The 16,561-nt window shown below is 65.7% G+C and carries 15 protein-coding genes; 3 read left to right on the top strand and 12 right to left on the bottom strand.

Annotation, left to right across the window (positions count from 1 at the left end):
- The 12 genes from nirC to argS all read right to left on the bottom strand — a co-directional run.
- On the bottom strand, positions 1 to 628 hold a 628-nt coding region (gene nirC / locus J9885_RS19415), incomplete at its 3' end, for a nitrite transporter NirC (RefSeq protein WP_210550465.1).
- A 51-nt stretch (positions 629 to 679) separates the two neighbouring features.
- Positions 680 to 997 carry a nitrite reductase small subunit NirD gene (gene nirD / locus J9885_RS19420; RefSeq protein WP_195879425.1) on the bottom strand — a complete coding sequence of 106 codons (318 nt, stop codon included), beginning with the start codon at positions 995 to 997 and terminating at the stop codon, positions 680 to 682.
- Positions 997 to 3,543 carry a nitrite reductase large subunit NirB gene (gene nirB, locus J9885_RS19425; RefSeq protein WP_210550466.1) on the bottom strand — a complete coding sequence of 849 codons (2,547 nt, stop codon included), beginning with the start codon at positions 3,541 to 3,543 and terminating at the stop codon, positions 997 to 999. The genes nirD and nirB overlap by 1 nt, the downstream gene beginning before the upstream one ends.
- A gap of 300 nt (positions 3,544 to 3,843) precedes the next feature.
- Entirely contained in the window at positions 3,844 to 4,932 is a 1,089-nt protein-coding gene (locus tag J9885_RS19430; protein ID WP_210550467.1) for an ABC transporter permease, read from the bottom strand.
- A 2-nt stretch (positions 4,933 to 4,934) separates the two neighbouring features.
- Complete coding sequence (locus tag J9885_RS19435; protein WP_210550468.1) at positions 4,935 to 6,050, bottom strand: ABC transporter permease; 1,116 nt, start codon at positions 6,048 to 6,050, stop codon at positions 4,935 to 4,937.
- Positions 6,047 to 7,819 (bottom strand): ATP-binding cassette domain-containing protein, encoded by a 1,773-nt coding sequence (locus J9885_RS19440; RefSeq protein ID WP_210550469.1) that lies wholly within the window; start codon positions 7,817 to 7,819, stop codon positions 6,047 to 6,049. Before J9885_RS19440 ends, J9885_RS19435 begins: the two co-directional genes overlap by 4 nt.
- A complete protein-coding gene (gene hlyD / locus J9885_RS19445; protein ID WP_210550470.1) occupies positions 7,816 to 8,784 on the bottom strand; it encodes a secretion protein HlyD in 969 nt (322 codons plus the stop codon). Before hlyD ends, J9885_RS19440 begins: the two co-directional genes overlap by 4 nt.
- Positions 8,781 to 9,413, bottom strand: a complete 633-nt coding sequence (locus tag J9885_RS19450) for a TetR/AcrR family transcriptional regulator (protein ID WP_210550471.1) — start codon at positions 9,411 to 9,413, stop codon at positions 8,781 to 8,783. Before J9885_RS19450 ends, hlyD begins: the two co-directional genes overlap by 4 nt.
- 161 nt (positions 9,414 to 9,574) lie before the next feature.
- Complete coding sequence (hslU, locus tag J9885_RS19455; protein WP_134694265.1) at positions 9,575 to 10,903, bottom strand: HslU--HslV peptidase ATPase subunit; 1,329 nt, start codon at positions 10,901 to 10,903, stop codon at positions 9,575 to 9,577.
- A gap of 54 nt (positions 10,904 to 10,957) precedes the next feature.
- Positions 10,958 to 11,491: an ATP-dependent protease subunit HslV gene (gene hslV / locus J9885_RS19460; protein ID WP_134694266.1), complete on the bottom strand. Its 534-nt coding sequence runs from the start codon at positions 11,489 to 11,491 to the stop codon at positions 10,958 to 10,960.
- Positions 11,492 to 11,676: 185 nt separating this feature from the next.
- Positions 11,677 to 12,525 carry an SPOR domain-containing protein gene (locus tag J9885_RS19465; RefSeq protein WP_210550472.1) on the bottom strand — a complete coding sequence of 283 codons (849 nt, stop codon included), beginning with the start codon at positions 12,523 to 12,525 and terminating at the stop codon, positions 11,677 to 11,679.
- A 3-nt stretch (positions 12,526 to 12,528) separates the two neighbouring features.
- Positions 12,529 to 14,274 carry an arginine--tRNA ligase gene (argS, locus tag J9885_RS19470; RefSeq protein WP_210550473.1) on the bottom strand — a complete coding sequence of 582 codons (1,746 nt, stop codon included), beginning with the start codon at positions 14,272 to 14,274 and terminating at the stop codon, positions 12,529 to 12,531.
- Positions 14,275 to 14,588: 314 nt separating this feature from the next.
- Between argS and J9885_RS19475 the strand changes: the two genes are divergently transcribed.
- The 3 genes from J9885_RS19475 (at position 14,589) to J9885_RS19485 (ending at position 16,503) form a co-directional block, all read left to right on the top strand.
- Positions 14,589 to 15,155 carry an LON peptidase substrate-binding domain-containing protein gene (locus J9885_RS19475; protein ID WP_043764042.1) on the top strand — a complete coding sequence of 189 codons (567 nt, stop codon included), beginning with the start codon at positions 14,589 to 14,591 and terminating at the stop codon, positions 15,153 to 15,155.
- Positions 15,156 to 15,275: 120 nt separating this feature from the next.
- On the top strand, positions 15,276 to 15,845 hold the full coding sequence (locus tag J9885_RS19480; RefSeq protein WP_210550474.1) for a sigma-70 family RNA polymerase sigma factor: 570 nt from the start codon (positions 15,276 to 15,278) through the stop codon (positions 15,843 to 15,845).
- A complete protein-coding gene (locus J9885_RS19485) occupies positions 15,838 to 16,503 on the top strand; it encodes a ChrR family anti-sigma-E factor (RefSeq protein ID WP_210550475.1) in 666 nt (221 codons plus the stop codon). Before J9885_RS19480 ends, J9885_RS19485 begins: the two co-directional genes overlap by 8 nt.
- The last annotated feature ends 58 nt before the right edge of the window (positions 16,504 to 16,561 follow it).

Consider the following 16,561-nt stretch of genomic DNA (forward strand, 5'->3'; position numbering starts at 1 on the left):
CGAACCAGGAGAGGGCGAACAGAGTCATGTTGGCGATGGAGTGCTCGTAGCCGGAGGCGATGAAGGCCAGCAGGCACCACCAGATGGCGATGAAGCGGGCGGCTCCTTCGGTGCGCAGCGCCATCCAGATGGCGAGGCAGACCAGCCAGTTGCAGAGGATCCCTTTCATGAACAGGGTCAGGGCCGGTGCCTGGGTCTTGGCCAGCGCCACCTTGTGGGCCAGACTGCCCGCATCCGGCAGCAGGCTGCCGCCGTAGGAGTAGATGAGCGCCACGACGATGGAGCCGAGCAGGTTGCCCGCCCAGGTCTGCGGCAGGATGCGCAGCAGGTCACCCATGGTGATCTTGCCCGTCTTCACCCCGAAGGTGAGGAACATGGTGTGGCCGGTGTAGAGCTCGGAGCCGGCGATGATGACCAGGGTCAGGGCGATGCCGAAGGTGGCCCCCATTACCAGCGGACGGACGGTGGGATCCACCAGGTTGCCGAGGGTGAAGATGAGGATGATGCCCAGGCCCACATAGGCCCCCGCCATGGCGGAGCTGAGCCAGAAGCCGAGCTTGTCGCTGCGCTCGAAGCGGTTGATGCGGGCCGCGTTGGCGGCGCACTTGTTGATGGTTTCTGTATACATCGTTGTTTCCTTCGAGAGGGCCGCCCGCGGGCAGCCCTGATATGCATGGTGTTAGACGGCGACCCAGACCTGCTGGTCGCGCACTTCAACGGGATAGCTCTGCACCGACATGGCCGGGTTATCGAAGCAGTGGCCATCGCTCAGGCGAAAGCGCTGCTTCTTGAGGGGGCTGGCCACCCAGAGCTCGCCGTCGTGTTCGCAGAGGATGCCCCGCGACAGCACGTTGGCGGCGAAGAAGGGATCCCGGTTGTCGATGGCGAACACCTCGGCGGCCGCGTTCGGGCGGAACAGGGCGATCTGGCGCCCTTCCAGCAGGGCGCAGACACCGGTGCCCGGCAGGATGTCGTTGAGTTGGCAGGCAAGTTTCATCATTTGGTCTCCACCTCGATCTGGTAGACGGGGATGCGCTCGGCCGGGGTCGCCGGTCGGTGCTGGTCACGCTCGGCAACGAACTGGACGTCCGGATCGCGCTTGTCGCTGTTGATGAAGTGGCTGAAGCGCTGCAACGCCTGCTCTTCGTTGAGGGTGCGCGACCATTCGCACTCGTAGCTGTCGATGAGGGTCTGGATATCGCGCTCCAGGGTCTCGGCCAGCCCCAGCTTGTCGTCGACGATCACTTCGCGCAGGTAGTCGACGCCCCCTTCCAGATTGCCGAGCCAGACCGAGGTGCGCTGCAGTTTGTCGGCGCTCATGACGTAGAACATCATGAAACGGTCGATCAGCTTGATTAGGGTCTCGCGGTCGAGGTCAGACGCCAGCAGGTCGGCGTGGCGCGGCTTCATGCCGCCGTTGCCGCCCACGTAGAGGTTCCAGCCCGCGTCGGTGGCGATGATGCCGACGTCCTTGCCCTGGGCTTCCGCACACTCGCGGGTACAGCCGGAGACGCCGAACTTCATCTTGTGGGGGGTGCGAATGCCCTTGTAGCGGTTCTCGAGGAAGACCCCGAGGCCGACGCTGTCCTGCACGCCGAAGCGGCACCAGGTGCTGCCGACGCAGGTCTTGGCCATGCGCAGCGCCTTGGCGTAGGCCTGACCGGTCTCGAAGCCCGCTGCCAGCAGTTTGCGCCAGATGGCGGGCAGATCATCCTTCTGGGCCCCGAACAGGCCGATGCGCTGGGCGCCGGTGATCTTGGTGTAGAGCTTGTAGTCGCGGGCCACTTCGGCCACCGCCAGCAGCCCTTCCGGGGTCACCTCGCCGCCGGCCATGCGCGGGATGACGGAGTAGGTCCCGTCCTTTTGCATGTTGCCGAGGAAGATGTCGTTGGTGTCCTGCAGCGGGGTGTTGAGCGGGCTCAGCACATAGTCGTTCCAGCAGGAGGCGAGGATGGAGCCGACCGTCGGTTTGCACACCTCGCAGCCATGACCCTGACCGTGCCTGGCCAGCAGCTCGTCGAAGCTCTTGATCCCCTCCACCTTGACCAGGTGGAACAGCTCCTGACGGGAGTGGGGGAAGTGGGCGCAGAGGTGGTTGTTGACCTCGATGCCCTGTTTCACCAGCTCGGCGTTGAGCACCTGGCTGATGAGGGGCACGCAGCCGCCGCAGCCGGTACCGGCCTTGGTGTGCTGCTTGATGGCGGCGAGGGTGGTGTGGCCCTCGGCGACGGCCTGGGCGATGTCGCCCTTGGAGACGTCGAAGCAGGAGCAGATCTGGGCGCTTTCCGGCAGGGCATCCACCCCCAGGGTCGGCTTGGCACCGGCATAGGCGGGCAGGATCAGGGTGTCCGGGTGGCTCGGCAGGGGCAGAGCGTTGAGCATCATCTGCAGCAGGTTGCCGTAATCCTCCACGTCACCCACCAGCACGGCGCCGAGCAATCGGCTGTTGTCTTCGCTCACCACGATTTTCTTGTAGACGCCGGCCTGGTCATCCTGGAACACATAGCTGTGGCTGCCCGGGGTGCGGCCGTGGGCATCGCCGATGGAGCCGACGGAGACGCCGAGCAGCTTGAGCTTGGCGCTCATGTCAGCCCCTTCGAAGCAGCTGTCGCCGCCCAGCAGGTGGTCGACGGTGATCTGGGCCATCTTGTAGCCCGGGGCCACCAGGCCGAAGAAGCGGCCCTGCCAGGCGGCGCACTCGCCGATGGCATAGATGTCGGGGTCGGAGGTGAGGCAGTGATCGTCGATGACGATGCCGCCGCGCTCGGCGATGGCCAAATCGCCGTAGCGACCGAGGGTGTCTTGCGGGCGGATGCCGGTGGAGAAGACCACCACGTCTACTTCAAGCGTGCTGCCGTCGGCGAAGGCGAGGCGGTGTTTCGCCTGTTCGCCGCCATGCATCAGGATCTCGCTGGTGCTCTTGCTGGTGTGCACCTGCACACCCATGGATTCGATCTTGCGGCGCAGCAGCTGGCCGCCCTGGCCGTCGAGCTGCTCGGCCATCAGTACCGGGGCAAACTCCACCACGTGGGTCTCGAGACCCAATGCCTTGAGGGCACCGGCGGCTTCGAGGCCAAGCAGGCCGCCCCCGATCACCACCCCGCTCTTGCCACTCTTGGCGGCGCTGCGGATGGCCTTCAGATCCTCGATGGTGCGATAGACGAAGCACTCGTGGTGCTGGCTACCCTGGATGGGCGGCACCCAGGGGTAGGAGCCGGTGGCCAGCACCAGCTTGTCGTAACCGACCACAGTGCCCTTGTTGGAGTGCACCTCGCGGGCCGCTTTGTCGATTTTTTTCACCGCTTCGCCGAGCAGCAGGCGGATGCCGTGCTTGTCGTAGAAGCCGGGTTTGACGAGGGAGAGATCTTCGCTGGTGTGGTGAGAGAAGTAGGAGGAGAGGTGGACGCGATCATAGGCGGGGCGGGGTTCTGCACCGAAGACGGTGATCTCGTATCGGCCCGGCTCGGCCCGCTCGATCAACTCTTCGATGAAGCGGTGCCCCACCATGCCGTTGCCTACAACGACCAGTCTGACTTTGCTCATGGTTGCCTCAAGTTTGGAGTAATAAAACATCAATCTGACGTTAGGCTATCCAGTTAGGGGAGGTGGGCAATTGATGTAAATCAAGTGTCTGTTTATATATCCCTTCAGGGGTAATTCTCGAAAATTCAAGCATATACATAAATGGGTATATTGAAGGCTCATTCAGGAACCCTATCAGGGCAGTCAGGGAAGGGGGAAAGGTGAGGAGGCGAGGCCTTATCTGCCTGACGGAAAAGATGAAAATTGCCGTCATGGACCAGGAGGCCCTGCATCGGGTCTCCTGGTGGAGCGTCGACACCGTCAGGCGATGTGGCGGCGGAACAGGGCGAGGGCCAGGGAGAGGCTGATGCCGCCGATGGCGATCAGGGGCCAGAGCAGGGGCCAGGCCGCCGACCAGTCGAGACCCTTGAGAAAGACCCCCTTGAGCAGCACGATGAAGTGGGTCAGGGGGTCGATGGCGGCCAGCCACTGGAACACCTGCGGCATGTTCTCCACCGGCGAGACATAGCCCGAGAGGATCACCGCCGGCACCATGAAGCAGAAGACCCCGAGAAACGCCTGCTGCTGGGTCGAGCAGAGGGACGAGATGAAGAGCCCGATGCCGGCCAGCGCCAGGCCGTAGCAGATCATGCCGGCCAGCAGCAGGGTCAGGCTGCCGGAAAACGGTACCGCGTAGACGAAGCGGGCCGCCAGCGCGACGATTGTGCCCTGCCCCACCGCTACCAGGATGCCGGGCACCGCCTTGCCCGCCATGATCCAGCCCGGGGTGAGGGGGGAGACCAGCAGCTGGTCGAAGGTGCCCTCTTCCCGCTCGCGCGCCACCGACAGGGCGGTGACGATGAGACAGCCGATGGTGGTGATGATGGCCACCAGAGAGGGGAGCACGTGCCAGCGAAACTCGATGTTGGGGTTGTAGAGGTGGCGCACCAGCAGCTCGGGGGCGCCGCGTCCCTCGCTCTGCCAGCGGGCGATCACCTGGCTGATGTAGCCCGCCGCGACCTGGCCTCCGTTGGAGCGGCGTCCGTCGACGATGAGCTGCAGCGGCGCACTCTGTCCCTGGGCCAGTCGGCGCGAGAAGTTGGCGGGGATGACCAGCGCCAGCAGGGCCTGCTGCTCGGTGATCGCCGCCGTCACGCCAGCATCGCCCGCCACCGGCAGCACGGTCGTGAAGGCGGGCATGTGGGTCAGGCGCGCCAGCAGCTCGCGGCTCTCGGCGCCCCCGTCCTGGTTGTAGACGGCCAGGGTGTTGCCGGTCACCTCCAGGGTGGCGGCGAACGGGAACAGGGCGGTCTGCAGCAGCACCGGCATGATCAGCAGGAAGCGCCCCTGGGTGTTGCCCAGTAGGATGGAGAGCTCTTTTCGTACCAGCCACCAGAGTCGAGTCAGCATGCTTACTCCAGGGTTCGCCGCGTCTTGCGGGCGGTGAGGGCCAGCCAGAAGGCGGCCAGCAGCAACAGACAGAGGGCGTTGACCAGCAAGATGGAGAGCACGTTGCCCGCCTGATAGAGAGTCTGCAGGGAGCTCGCGAAGTAGCGGGCCGGAATGAGGTGAGTGATGGCCCGCAGCAACGGCGGCATGCTGGCGATTTCAAACACGAAGCCCGAGAGCATCATGGCCGGCAGGAAGGCCGCCGTCAGGGCCGCCTGGGCGGCGTTGAACTGGCTGCGCATCACGGTGGAGAGATACAGCCCGAGCCCCAGGGCGCTGCCAAGAAACAGGCTGGTGACCAGGAACAGGACGGCCAGGGAGCCGCGCCAGGGCACCCCCATCACAGCCACCGAGAAGAGCAGGCAGATGAACATGGCGGCGATGCCGAGCCCGTAGTAGGGGATGAGCTTGGAGAGCAGCAGCTCGGCCTTAGTCACCGGGGTGGCGAGCAGGGCCTCCATGGTGCCGCGCTCCCACTCCCGGGCCACCACCAGGGAGGTGAGCAGGGCGCCGATGATGGTCATCACGACGGCAATGGAGCCCGGCACCAGGAAGTTGCGGCTCACCAGCGCCGGGTTGAACCAGGCGCGGGTGCGCAGCTCCACCGGCTGGCTCCGGGGCTTGCCCTCAGTGAGAAGCCAACCCTGCCAGATCCCCTGCACATAGTTGGTGACGAAGTTCGCCGTATTGGGCTCGGATCCATCGGTGAGCAGGGCGATGCGCAGCGCGCTGCCCCCCTGGCCCGCCAGGGCGCGGGAGAAGCCCTCGTCGATCACCAAAAGCCCCCGGATCTCGCCGCGCGCCAGGCTTCCCAGCAGCGCCTCCTTGCTCGCGCCCCCGTGCACCTCCAGCGCGGTCGAGCCGCGCAGGGCCTGCTCGAAGCGGATCGCCGGCGCCCCGCCGTCGGCGCGCCACACCCCGAGGCGCAGGTGGTCCACGTCCAGGTTGATGGCGTACCCCATCACCACCAGCAGCACCACCGGCATGATGAAGGCGACCAGTATGCTGCTCGGGTCGCGCACGATCTGCAGCGACTCCTTGCGGCACAGGGCCAGCAGACGGCGGCGGCTGATGCTCATGCGTCCTCCTCGCTGGCCCGCTCGACCAGGATGATAAAGGCCTCTTCCATGGTGGGCAAAGAGGTGGTGGGTAAGGCCATGGTGTGTGACGAATTGACGGGCATGGCCTGCGCCGCCTGTCCCTTGAGTTCGTCCGGGGTGCCGAGGGCCAGCAGCTTGCCGCGGTAGATGAGGGCGATGCGGTCGCAATACTCCGCCTCGTCCATGAAGTGGGTGGTGACCAGCACGGTCACCCCGTGATCGGCCAGGGCGTTGATGTGGGACCAGAACTCGCGCCGGGTGACCGGATCGACACCCGAGGTGGGTTCGTCGAGAAACAGCAGCGGCGGCGCGTGCAGCAGGGCGCAGGCCAGCGATAAGCGCTGGCGCAGCCCAAGCGGCAGGGCTTCGGCCTGCTGGCCGAGCCAGGGGCCGAGGGCGAAGGCCTTCACCATGGCGTCGATGCGCGCCTGCTGGGCGCGGCCGAACAGACCGTAGATGCCGGCGAAGAACGACAGGTTCTGGGCCACGGTGAGCTGCTTGTAGAGGGAGAACTTCTGGGCCATGTAGCCGAGGTGCTGGCGCGCCGCCGACGGGCTGTGGGCGAGATCGATGCCGGTCACCAGGGCCTGGCCGCCGCTTGGGCGCAGCAGGCCGCACTCCATCTTGAAGGTGGTGGACTTGCCCGCCCCGTTGGGGCCGAGCAGGCCGAAGATCTCGCCCCGGCGCACCGCAAAGCTGACGTCGTCGGTGGCGGCAAAGTCTCCGAAGCGCTTGGTGAGGTGGCGCGCCTCGATCACCGCCTCGGGGGAGACCCCCTCCGGCAGCTCGGCCTCGGCCATGGTGGCGGCCAGGCTCGACTCCCCGCCCGGCCCGCCGCCGAGCAGATCGATGAAGGCATCCTCCAGCCGGGCCGGGGTCGGCGTGAAGGCCCCCTCGGAGAGCCCCAGCTCGTCGAGGGGAGGCGGCGCAGCATCGGGGCGCAGCAGCAGGCGCACCCGTTCCCCGGCCACGGCGCCGTCCATCACCGCCGGGTGGGCCAGGGCCCGGCGCAGCAGGGCGCGCCGGGCCCGCCCGTCCAGGTTGCCCGCCTCCAGCAGCCAGCAGCGGCTCGCCATGGCCCCCATCAGATCCGCCGGGGTGCCGCTGGTGCGCACCGCGCCCTCCGCCATCAGCAGCACGTGATCGCACAGCTCAGCTTCATCGAGATAGGCGGTGCTCCAGAGCACCGTCATGCCCCCCTGGGCGAGCTCGCGCACCATCTTCCACAGGGCGCGGCGGCTGATGGGGTCGACCCCGACCCCGGGTTCGTCCAGCAGCAGCACCTCGGGCTGGCCGAGCAGGGCGCAGGCGAGCCCGAGTTTCTGTTTCATCCCCCCCGACAGCTTGCCCGCCGGGCGGGCGGTGAAACGGGCAAGATCGGTGAAGGCGAGCAGCCGGGCAAACGTCGGGCTGCGCTCGGGCTCCACCACGCCGCGCAGGTCGGCGTAGAGGGTAAGGTTCTCCAGCACGCTGAGATCTTCATACAGGCCGAACTGCTGGGGCATGTAGCCGAGGCGCTGGCGCAAGGCATCGCCTTCCTGCACCGGATCGAGCCCGAGCACCCGGCTCTGCCCGGCCTCCGGCACCAGCAGGCCGGCGAGCAGGCGCAGCAATGTGCTCTTGCCCGCCCCGTCCGGCCCCACCAGCCCCGTGATGCCGCCGCCCGGTATGGTGGCCGAGATGGCATCCAGCGCGACGCGCTCGCCAAAGCGCTTGGTCAGCCCGTCGAGCCGGATGGCGGCGCTCATGGGGCCAGCCTGACGGTGATCGGCATTCCCTGGCGCAGGGCCGGGTCCGGATCCTGCACCACGATGCGCAGCCGGTAGACCAGGTGGGTGCGAAGGTCCGGCGTTTCTACCGATTTGGGTGTGAACTCGGCACTGGGCGACACGAAGCCCACCACCCCCTGATAGGGCTGGTCCGGCCTTGAGTCGGTGGTGAGCTGCACCCTGGTGCCGCTCGGGAAGTGGCCGAGCCAGGGCTCCTCGACGTAGGCACGCACCCAGACCGGGGTGGTGAGTGACAGGTTGAAGGCGGTGGCGCCGGCCTGCACCATGCTGCCCGCCTCGACGGCGCGGGTGAGGATGATGCCGTCGCTCGGGGCGGTCAGGGTCGCGTCCGCCAGGGCCAGCTCGGCGCTGGCAAGCGCCGCCTTGGCCCCCTCCAGCTGGGCATCGGACTGGGCGATCTCCTCGGGACGGTAGCCGGTCTCGAGCTGGGCCAGCTGCTCGCGGGCGGCGCGCACCTGGGCCCGGGTCTGATCCCGCTGGGAGCGGGCGGTGTCGAGCTGGCCGCGGGAGATGGCGCCGGTGGCGGCCAGGGCGCTCTGGCGGCGCCACTGCTTGTCGGCCTCCAGGGCCGCAGCCTCGGCGGCGCTGAGGGACGCTCGGGCGCGGTCTGTCTCCTCGCTGCGATACCCCTTGTGCATCAAGGCGTTGGCGGCGGTGAGCGCGGCCAGGTTGGCCCGCGCGCTGTCGCGGCTATGGATGAGGGGGGCTGGATCGAGGCGGGCCAGTAGCTGGCCTGCCTTCACACTATCCCCTTCATCGACCAGCACCTGATCGACGCGGCCACCGACCCGAAACGCCAGGTTCACGTCGCGGATGTCGACGTTGCCGTAGAGGACGGAGCCGTCGGCGGGCCGCCCCTGCCACCAGAGATAGCCACCGATCAGGACCAGTACGAGGGCCACAAGCGCGATGCGTTGCTTCATAGGGGTTCTCCTTGGGGACGGCGCAGGCCGCGCAGGGCCCAGACCAGCCGCTGCTGGGCGGCCTCGGGGTTGTCGATGTGGGCGAGGAAGGGGGCGGCCTGCTCGGGCAGCCAGCCGAGCTGACGCCCGCCACCGGCGATCACCAGGGGCAGGCCGACCGCCCCCATGATGAAGATCATCAGCTGCACCGGGTTGCCCGCCACCAGCGAACCTTCGGCCTGGGCCCGCTGTACCTGCTCGAGCAGCAGCAGGGGGTGGCGGCGCGGCAGGCTGAGCAGGAAGCGCTGGGCGGCCCCTTCGCCCGCCAGGGCATCGCCAAACAGGTGGTTGATGAAGCCGCGCTGGCGCCCCACCAGGGCGATCAGCGCCTGCATGGTGGCCTCGAACTGGGTGAGGGCATCGGGGTAGGCGCCGCGGGCGGCCACCGCCTTGAGCTCATCAAAGAGGGGGGCGTACCAGAGCTCCACCAGCTCGTCGATAAAGGCGTCGCGATTGCCAAAGTGGTAGACGAAGGAGCCGAGGTTTACCCCGGCGGCGGCCGCCAGCTCGCGCACCGTGAGACCGCGCAGCCCCTTGTCGGTGGCGATGGCGAGGCCGGTATCGAGCAGTTTTTGCCGGGTCGGGTGCACTGTGTTATCCCCATGGTGTGCAAAGAATACACGAAGTTATACGTATGTATAAATCAAGTCCGATAATGAAGGAAGCACTTTTTTTGAGCAGGGAGGGAGAGAGAAAGAAAATAAAAACGCCTCCACAAAGGGAGGCGTTTGGATAACGTGAGGAGCGGGCCTTACAGAATAAAGCGGCTCAGATCCTCGTCTTCAATCAGCTTGCCGAGGTGGGCGTTGACGTAGGCGGTGTCGATGACGAAGGTTTCACCGGATTTCTCGGAGGCGTCGTAGGAGATGTCTTCCATCAGGCGCTCCATCACGGTGTGCAGACGGCGGGCACCGATATTCTCGGTGCGCTCGTTGACCTGCCAGGCGGCCTCGGCCAGACGGCGGATGCCATCCTTGGTGAACTCGATCTTGACCCCTTCGGTGGCCATCAGCGCCTGGTACTGATCGGTCAGTGAGGCGTTCGGCTCGGTCAGGATGCGCTCGAAATCTTCGGTGGTCAGCGCGGTCAGCTCGACCCGGATCGGCAGACGGCCCTGCAGCTCGGGGATGAGGTCAGACGGCTTGGCGATCTGGAAGGCGCCGGAGGCGACAAACAGGATATGGTCGGTCTTGACCATGCCGTGCTTGGTGTTGACGGTGCAGCCCTCGACCAGCGGCAGCAAGTCGCGCTGGACCCCCTCGCGGGAGACATCCGGGCCCGAGCTCTCGCCGCGCTTGCAGATCTTGTCGATCTCGTCGAGGAAGACGATGCCGTTGTTCTCGACGGAGGCGATGGCCTTCTGCTTCAGCTCTTCCGGGTTGACCAGGCGAGCCGCTTCTTCTTCGATCAGCGCCTTCATGGCCTCCTTGACCTTGACCTTGCGCTTCTTCTTCTGGCCCTGGCCCAGGTTCTGGAACAGCCCCTGCAGCTGGTTGGCCATCTCTTCCATGCCCGGCGGGGTCATGATCTCGACGCCCATCGGGGAGGCGGCCAGGTCCAGCTCGATCTCCTTGTCATCCAGCTGACCTTCGCGCAGCTTCTTGCGGAAGATCTGGCGGGTGTTGGAGTTGTCGGCCTTCTCCTCTTCCCCCCAGCTGTTGCGCGGGTTCGGCAGCAGGGCGTCGAGGATGCGCTCCTCGGCGGCTTCCTCGGCGCGGTATTTCATCTTCTCCATCTCGGTTTCGCGCACCAGCTTGATGGCGACATCGGTCAGATCGCGGATGATGCTGTCCACTTCCTTGCCCACGTAGCCCACTTCGGTGAACTTGGTCGCTTCGACCTTGATGAAGGGGGCATTGGCCAGCTTGGCCAGGCGGCGGGCGATCTCGGTCTTGCCGACACCGGTCGGGCCTATCATCAGGATGTTCTTCGGGGTCACCTCGTGGCGCATCTCTTCATTGAGCTGCATGCGGCGCCAGCGGTTGCGCAGGGCCACGGCCACGGCGCGCTTGGCATCGGCCTGACCAATGATGTGCCGGTCCAGCTCGTGGACGATTTCTCTCGGGGTCATCTCGGACATGATGGGATTCCTGTGTCGGGGGCGGCGTGGCCGCCCCTGGAGAATGGGGGGCGCTTACTTGGCGCTGTAGTCCAGCACTTCGACGGTGTGGTGCTGGTTGGTGAAGACGCAGATGTCGCCCGCAATCTTGAGGGCCTTCTCGACGATGCTCTTGGCATCCAGCTCTGTGTTCTCCAGCAGGGCGATGGCAGCGGACTGGGCGAAGTTGCCGCCGCTGCCGATGGCGATGAGATCGTGCTCCGGCTGCACCACGTCACCGTTGCCGGTGATGATGAAGGATTTGTGCTCGTCCGCGACCGCCAGCAGGGCCTCGAGGCGGCGCAGGGCGCGATCGGTGCGCCAGTCCTTGGCCAGCGCCACGGCGGCGCGCTCCAGGTTGCCCTGGTGGGCCTGCAGCTTGGCTTCGAAGCGCTCGAGCAGGGTGAAGGCATCGGCGGTGCCGCCGGCGAAACCTGCCAGCACCTTGCCGTTGTAGAGGCGATGAACCTTGCGGGCATTGCCCTTCATGACGGTGTTGCCAAGGGAAACCTGGCCATCGCCACCGATGACGACCTGACCGTTGCGGCGAACTGAAACTATGGTAGTCACTTCATTTACCTCGCTTGAGCCGAATGACGGCCTGACTGTGCATGGCAACAAAGATGGGGATGGCGCACCGGCTTTTCAAGCCTGTTTATTGTGCGGATGGCGGGGAGGGGGAGATGGGCGCCAGGAGGGCGTCGAAAGAAACAGGGCCGGGTGTTGCCACCCGGCCCTGTGCATGGACGCAGCGATCACCCCTTCCTGGGGATGCAGCCACTGATGCCGGAGCCCTGCAGCTTGCGGTTGGCCGCGTCGGCCGCCGCCTTGCCGTTGAAGGGGCCCACCATCACCTTGTAGACGGTGCCGTTGGCGCCGTTGATCACCTGCAGGCTGGAGGAGAGTCCGGCGGTAAAGGCGATGCGCGCCTTGAGCGACTCCGCGGAGTCCTGGGAGCGCAGGGCGGCGCACTGCATCATGTAGCGGCCGCCGTCGGCAGCTGCCGTCTGTGCAGACTGGGTCGCTGCCTGAGCCCTGGCGGCCTCGGCCCGTTCCCGTTCCAGCTCGGCGCGGATCTCCCGCTCCATCCGTTCACGTTCGGCCTTCTGGTCGATCACCTGCTCCCGGGCGCTGGCGACCGGGGCGGCGGTGGCCGGCTTGGTCGGCTGCACCGGCTGCGGCTGATAGGGCTTCGTCTGGCCGATGGGGGTGCCCGGTTGGGGAATGTCGGTCGGCACCGGCTGCGGCAGTGTCTCCGGCTGCAGAGTGACGGTCGGCGCGGGCGGTGGCGGCAGCACGCCCGGCTGGGGCGGCGGTTCGATGACGTCCACCTGCTTGTTCTCCAGCCGCTCGATGTAGCTCCACTTCTCCTGGGGCAGGCCATTGCCCTGCGTCTTGGGCTTGTTCGCCTTTACCTGTTCCTCGATGGTGGGGGCGTCGGCCCCCTTGCCGTTGATGAGGTAGAGGAAGGCGCCGAAGCCGACCACCAGGGCCCCGGCCAGCAGTGCCGGGATAACAGGAAAGCGGCGAGGCGCCGCTTTCTTGATGTTACGGCCACCCGCCCTGCGTCGCGGGCTGTTGCCGACGTAATCCCGGGTCGCCATCTATTACATGCGCTCCAGGGTGTGGATGCCCAGCACGCCCAGGCCCAGCTTGAGCACCTTGGCGGTGGCCGCACACAGCAGCAGACGGCTCTGGCGAGTGGCCTCGTCGACGCCATCCTTGTTGATCGGGCAGGCTTCGTAGAAGGTCATGAAGTTGCCAGACAATTCATAGAGATATGTGCACAGAAGGTGCGGCATCCCCTTGTCCGCCACGCCGTTGACCGCGTCGGAGAACTGGATCAGTTTCTGGGCCAGGGTCTCTTCCGCCTCTTCGGCCAGGATCACCTTGCCGCTCAGGGTATCGGCATCGACGCCGGCCTTGCGGAAGATGGACTGGATCCGGGTGTAGGCGTACTGCAGATAGGGCGCGGTGTTGCCCTCGAACGACAGCATCAGATCCCAGTCGAAGATGTAGTCCGTGGTGCGGTTCTTGGAGAGATCCGCGTACTTGACCGCACCCATGGCGATGGCGTGAACCACCTGGGCCTTCTCATCGGCGGAAAGGTCGCTGTTGCGGCTCTCCAGCAGGGCGGCGGCGCGCTCTTCTGCCTCGTTCAGCAGGTCGACCAGCTTGACGGTGCCGCCGGAGCGGGTCTTGTAGGGACGACCATCCTTGCCCAGCATCATGCCGAAGGCGTGGTGTTCGAGGGGCACGGATTCCGGCACATAGCCCGCCTTGCGGGTGATGGTCCAGGCCTGCATCAGGTGCTGGTGCTGACGGGAGTCGATGAAGTACATGACACGGTCGGCGCCCAGGGTTTCATAGCGGTACTTGGCACAGGCGATGTCGGTAGTGGTGTAGAGGAAGCCGCCGTCGCTCTTCTGGATGATGACGCCCATGGGCTCGCCATCCTTGTTCTTGAACTCGTCCAGGAACACCACGGTGGCGCCTTCGCTCTCGACCGCGAGGCCCTTGGCCTTCAGGTCGGCCACGATCTGGGGCAGCATGTCGTTGTACATGGACTCGCCCATGATGTCCTTGTTGGTCAGGGAGACATTCAGGCGGTCGTAGTTGCGCTGGTTCTGTTCCATGGTCATGTCGACCAGCTTCTTCCACATGGCGCGGCAGTACTCGTCACCGCCCTGCAGCTTGACCACGTAGTTGCGCGCGCGCTCGGCGAAGGCTTCGTCTTCGTCGTAGTGGCGCTTGGCCTGGGTGTAGAAGGCTTCCAGATCGCGCAGCTCCATGTCGGAGGCGTGCTCGTTGGCCATCTTCTCCAGGTAGGCGATCAGCATGCCGAACTGGGTGCCCCAGTCGCCGATGTGGTTGGCGCGGATCACCTTGTGGCCGAGAAACTCCAGGGCACGGGCAGCCACGTCACCGAGGACGGTGGAGCGGATGTGGTGCACCGCCATCTCCTTGGCCACGTTCGGGGCGGAGTAGTCCACCACCACTGTCTGGGCGGTCGGCAGCTTCACGTTGGCGTTGGCGGAGGTCACCATGGCCTCGACCTGACCGGCCAGCCAGCTCGGGTCGAAGAAGAAGTTGATGAAGCCGGGGCCGGCGATCTCGACCTTGGCGATCAGATCGGAGGCGGGCAGGTGCTCGATGATGGCGGCAGCCAGCTCGCGGGGGTTCTTGCGGGCCGGTTTGGCCAGCAGCATGGCCAGGTTGGTGGCCAGATCACCGTGAGCCTTTTCCTTGCATCGGTCTACTTGCACCCGGGCTTCCAGGTCCGCCGGCAGGATGCCCGCTGACTTGAGATTGGCTACCGTTTGTTCAAGTAGATGATGAATATGCTCTTTCATAACTGACCACCGAGGTTGCGCGTCGAAAAATGACAGACTGGATAAGGGCGTGAATTTTACCCGCATCGGGCCGAGAAAACTATAGGAACGGCCCGCACCCATGGGTGTGGCGGATATTTCACTGCGTTTTCCACCACATTGCAGGATATTGATTTGGGTAAGTGGTGGTTATCCATTTTTACTGCATATCGAAGCGGCTTGTCCAGGCTATTTTCCCCTGATTGTTAAGGGGTTATTTAGACCGATTCGATCTGAATGATCCCGCCTCGCACGACGGTCGTATCCTTAGAGGAAGCCGATGGAGGACGATTTCGATGAAACTGGCGCTGTTCCCGCTCTCTGCTCACCTGCTGCCCGGCGGCATCATGCCGCTGCGCATCTTCGAGTCCCGCTACCAGCGCATGGTCGCCGAGTCCCGGGAGAGGGAGTTTGCGCTCTGCATGCTGGACCCTCGTCAGCCCGATGCGCTGCGCAACATGTATCCCATCGCCACCCGGGTGCGGATCATCGACTTCGATCTGCTGCCGGACGGCCTGCTCGGCATTACCGTGCTCGGTGTGGAGCGGGTGCGGATCACCGATCTGTGGCAGGAATCCGACGGCCTGCGGGTCGGCGAAGTGGAACCCCTGCCCCCCTGGCAGAGCGCCCGGCTCAAGGCCGATCAGCACTCCCTGGCCAAGGCGCTGCAGGACGTGTTCAACGACTACCCCGAGTATGCCGCTCTCTACCCCGCGCCGGACTGGGAGGACGCGAGCTGGGTGGCCCAGCGCTGGCTGGAGGTGCTGCCCATTCCGGTGGAGCAGAAGCAGTGGCTGGTGGCGGCCAAGGACAACCAGCCAGCCCTCTCCCTGTTGAGTGGCCTGCTGGTCGCGAGCCACTGACACGTCAGGGTGATCCTTTTCCCTTCCCGCGCGTACTGGTGAAGACCACGACACGCGAGGGATGGCGCAATGGCATATACTGGCCAACCACAATCGGCTCCACGCAGGACATCGCCCCCCATGGATAACCCAGATGGCGATCTGACTTCTCTTCTCATCCGGGTGGCGGAGCAGGGCGACAAGGCTGCCTTCGCCACCCTGTTTCACCACTTCGCCCCGCGCATCCGCGGCTACGGGCTGCGCCACCTCGGCAGCGAGGCCAACGCCATGGAGCTGGTCCAGGAGACCATGCTGCTGGTCTGGCAGAAGGCACGCCTCTACCACCCCGACAAGGGGGCGCCAACCACCTGGATCTACACGGTGATGCGCAACCAGAGCTTCGACATGCTGCGCCGCCGCCGTGCCAGCAAGGAGGAGCTCTGCGCCGAGGAGCTGTGGCCCCTGCTGGAGTTCAGGGCGGAGGAAGAACACCTGAGCGGGGGCGAAGACGCCGTGCTGACCCGCCAGATGGCCCGTTATGTGGCCACCCTGCCGGAACCGCAGCAGCAGGTGGTGCGCGGCCTCTATCTGCAGGAGCTCTCCCAGCAGGAGCTGGCAGACAGCCTCGGCGTGCCGCTCGGCACCATCAAGTCCCGCCTCCGTCTGGCATTACAGAAACTGAAGGAACAAGTGGAGCAAGGCCATGATTAAGACCCATCCGACTGCACTCATGCTGCGCGCCTTTGCCGCCGACGAGCTGCCCCTGCCGCTGGCCGTCGGCGTCTCCGCCCATTGCGAGCTCTGCCCCGACTGTGCCGCCCGGGTCAAGGAGTGCGAAAAAGAGCTGGCCCGGGAACACCTGACGCCCGACGAACCGGACGAGGCGCTGCCGCCCGGGTTCGATGCCATGCTCGCCGGGATACTGCAGCAACCCGCCCCCCCTGTGAGCACACGCGAGCGGCATGGGCTGTCGGCCCCCGAGCTGAGGGTGGCGGGCCAGAGCTACCGCCTGCCACGGGTGCTGGCCAGGCACCATGACCCCAGGTGGCGCCACCTCGGCGCCATTCGTCAGCACAGCCTGCCGCTCGACGAGATGGGGGCTCGCGCCAGCCTGCTGCACATCGAGGCGGGGGGGCGCATTCCGGAGCACACCCACAAGGGCTATGAGCTGACCCTGCTGCTGGCGGGCACCATCGAAGATGGCGACACCCGCTATCAGGTGGGGGACTTCATCTGGCGCGACGCCAGCCATGCCCACAGCCCGCACACGCCGGACGGCTGCCTCTGCTACACGGTGCAGAACGCGCCCGTACAGTTCACCAAGGGGCTGTCGCGGCTGCTCAACGGCATCAGTCATCGCCTCTACTGAGGCGCCCGCCATCATGAAAAAAGGGACCAAGAGGTCCCTTTTTTGTTGTGCATTCCGC

This window comes from Aeromonas sp. SrichE-2G, assembly GCF_017939565.1.
Taxonomy (GTDB): Bacteria; Pseudomonadota; Gammaproteobacteria; order Enterobacterales; family Aeromonadaceae; genus Aeromonas; species Aeromonas taiwanensis.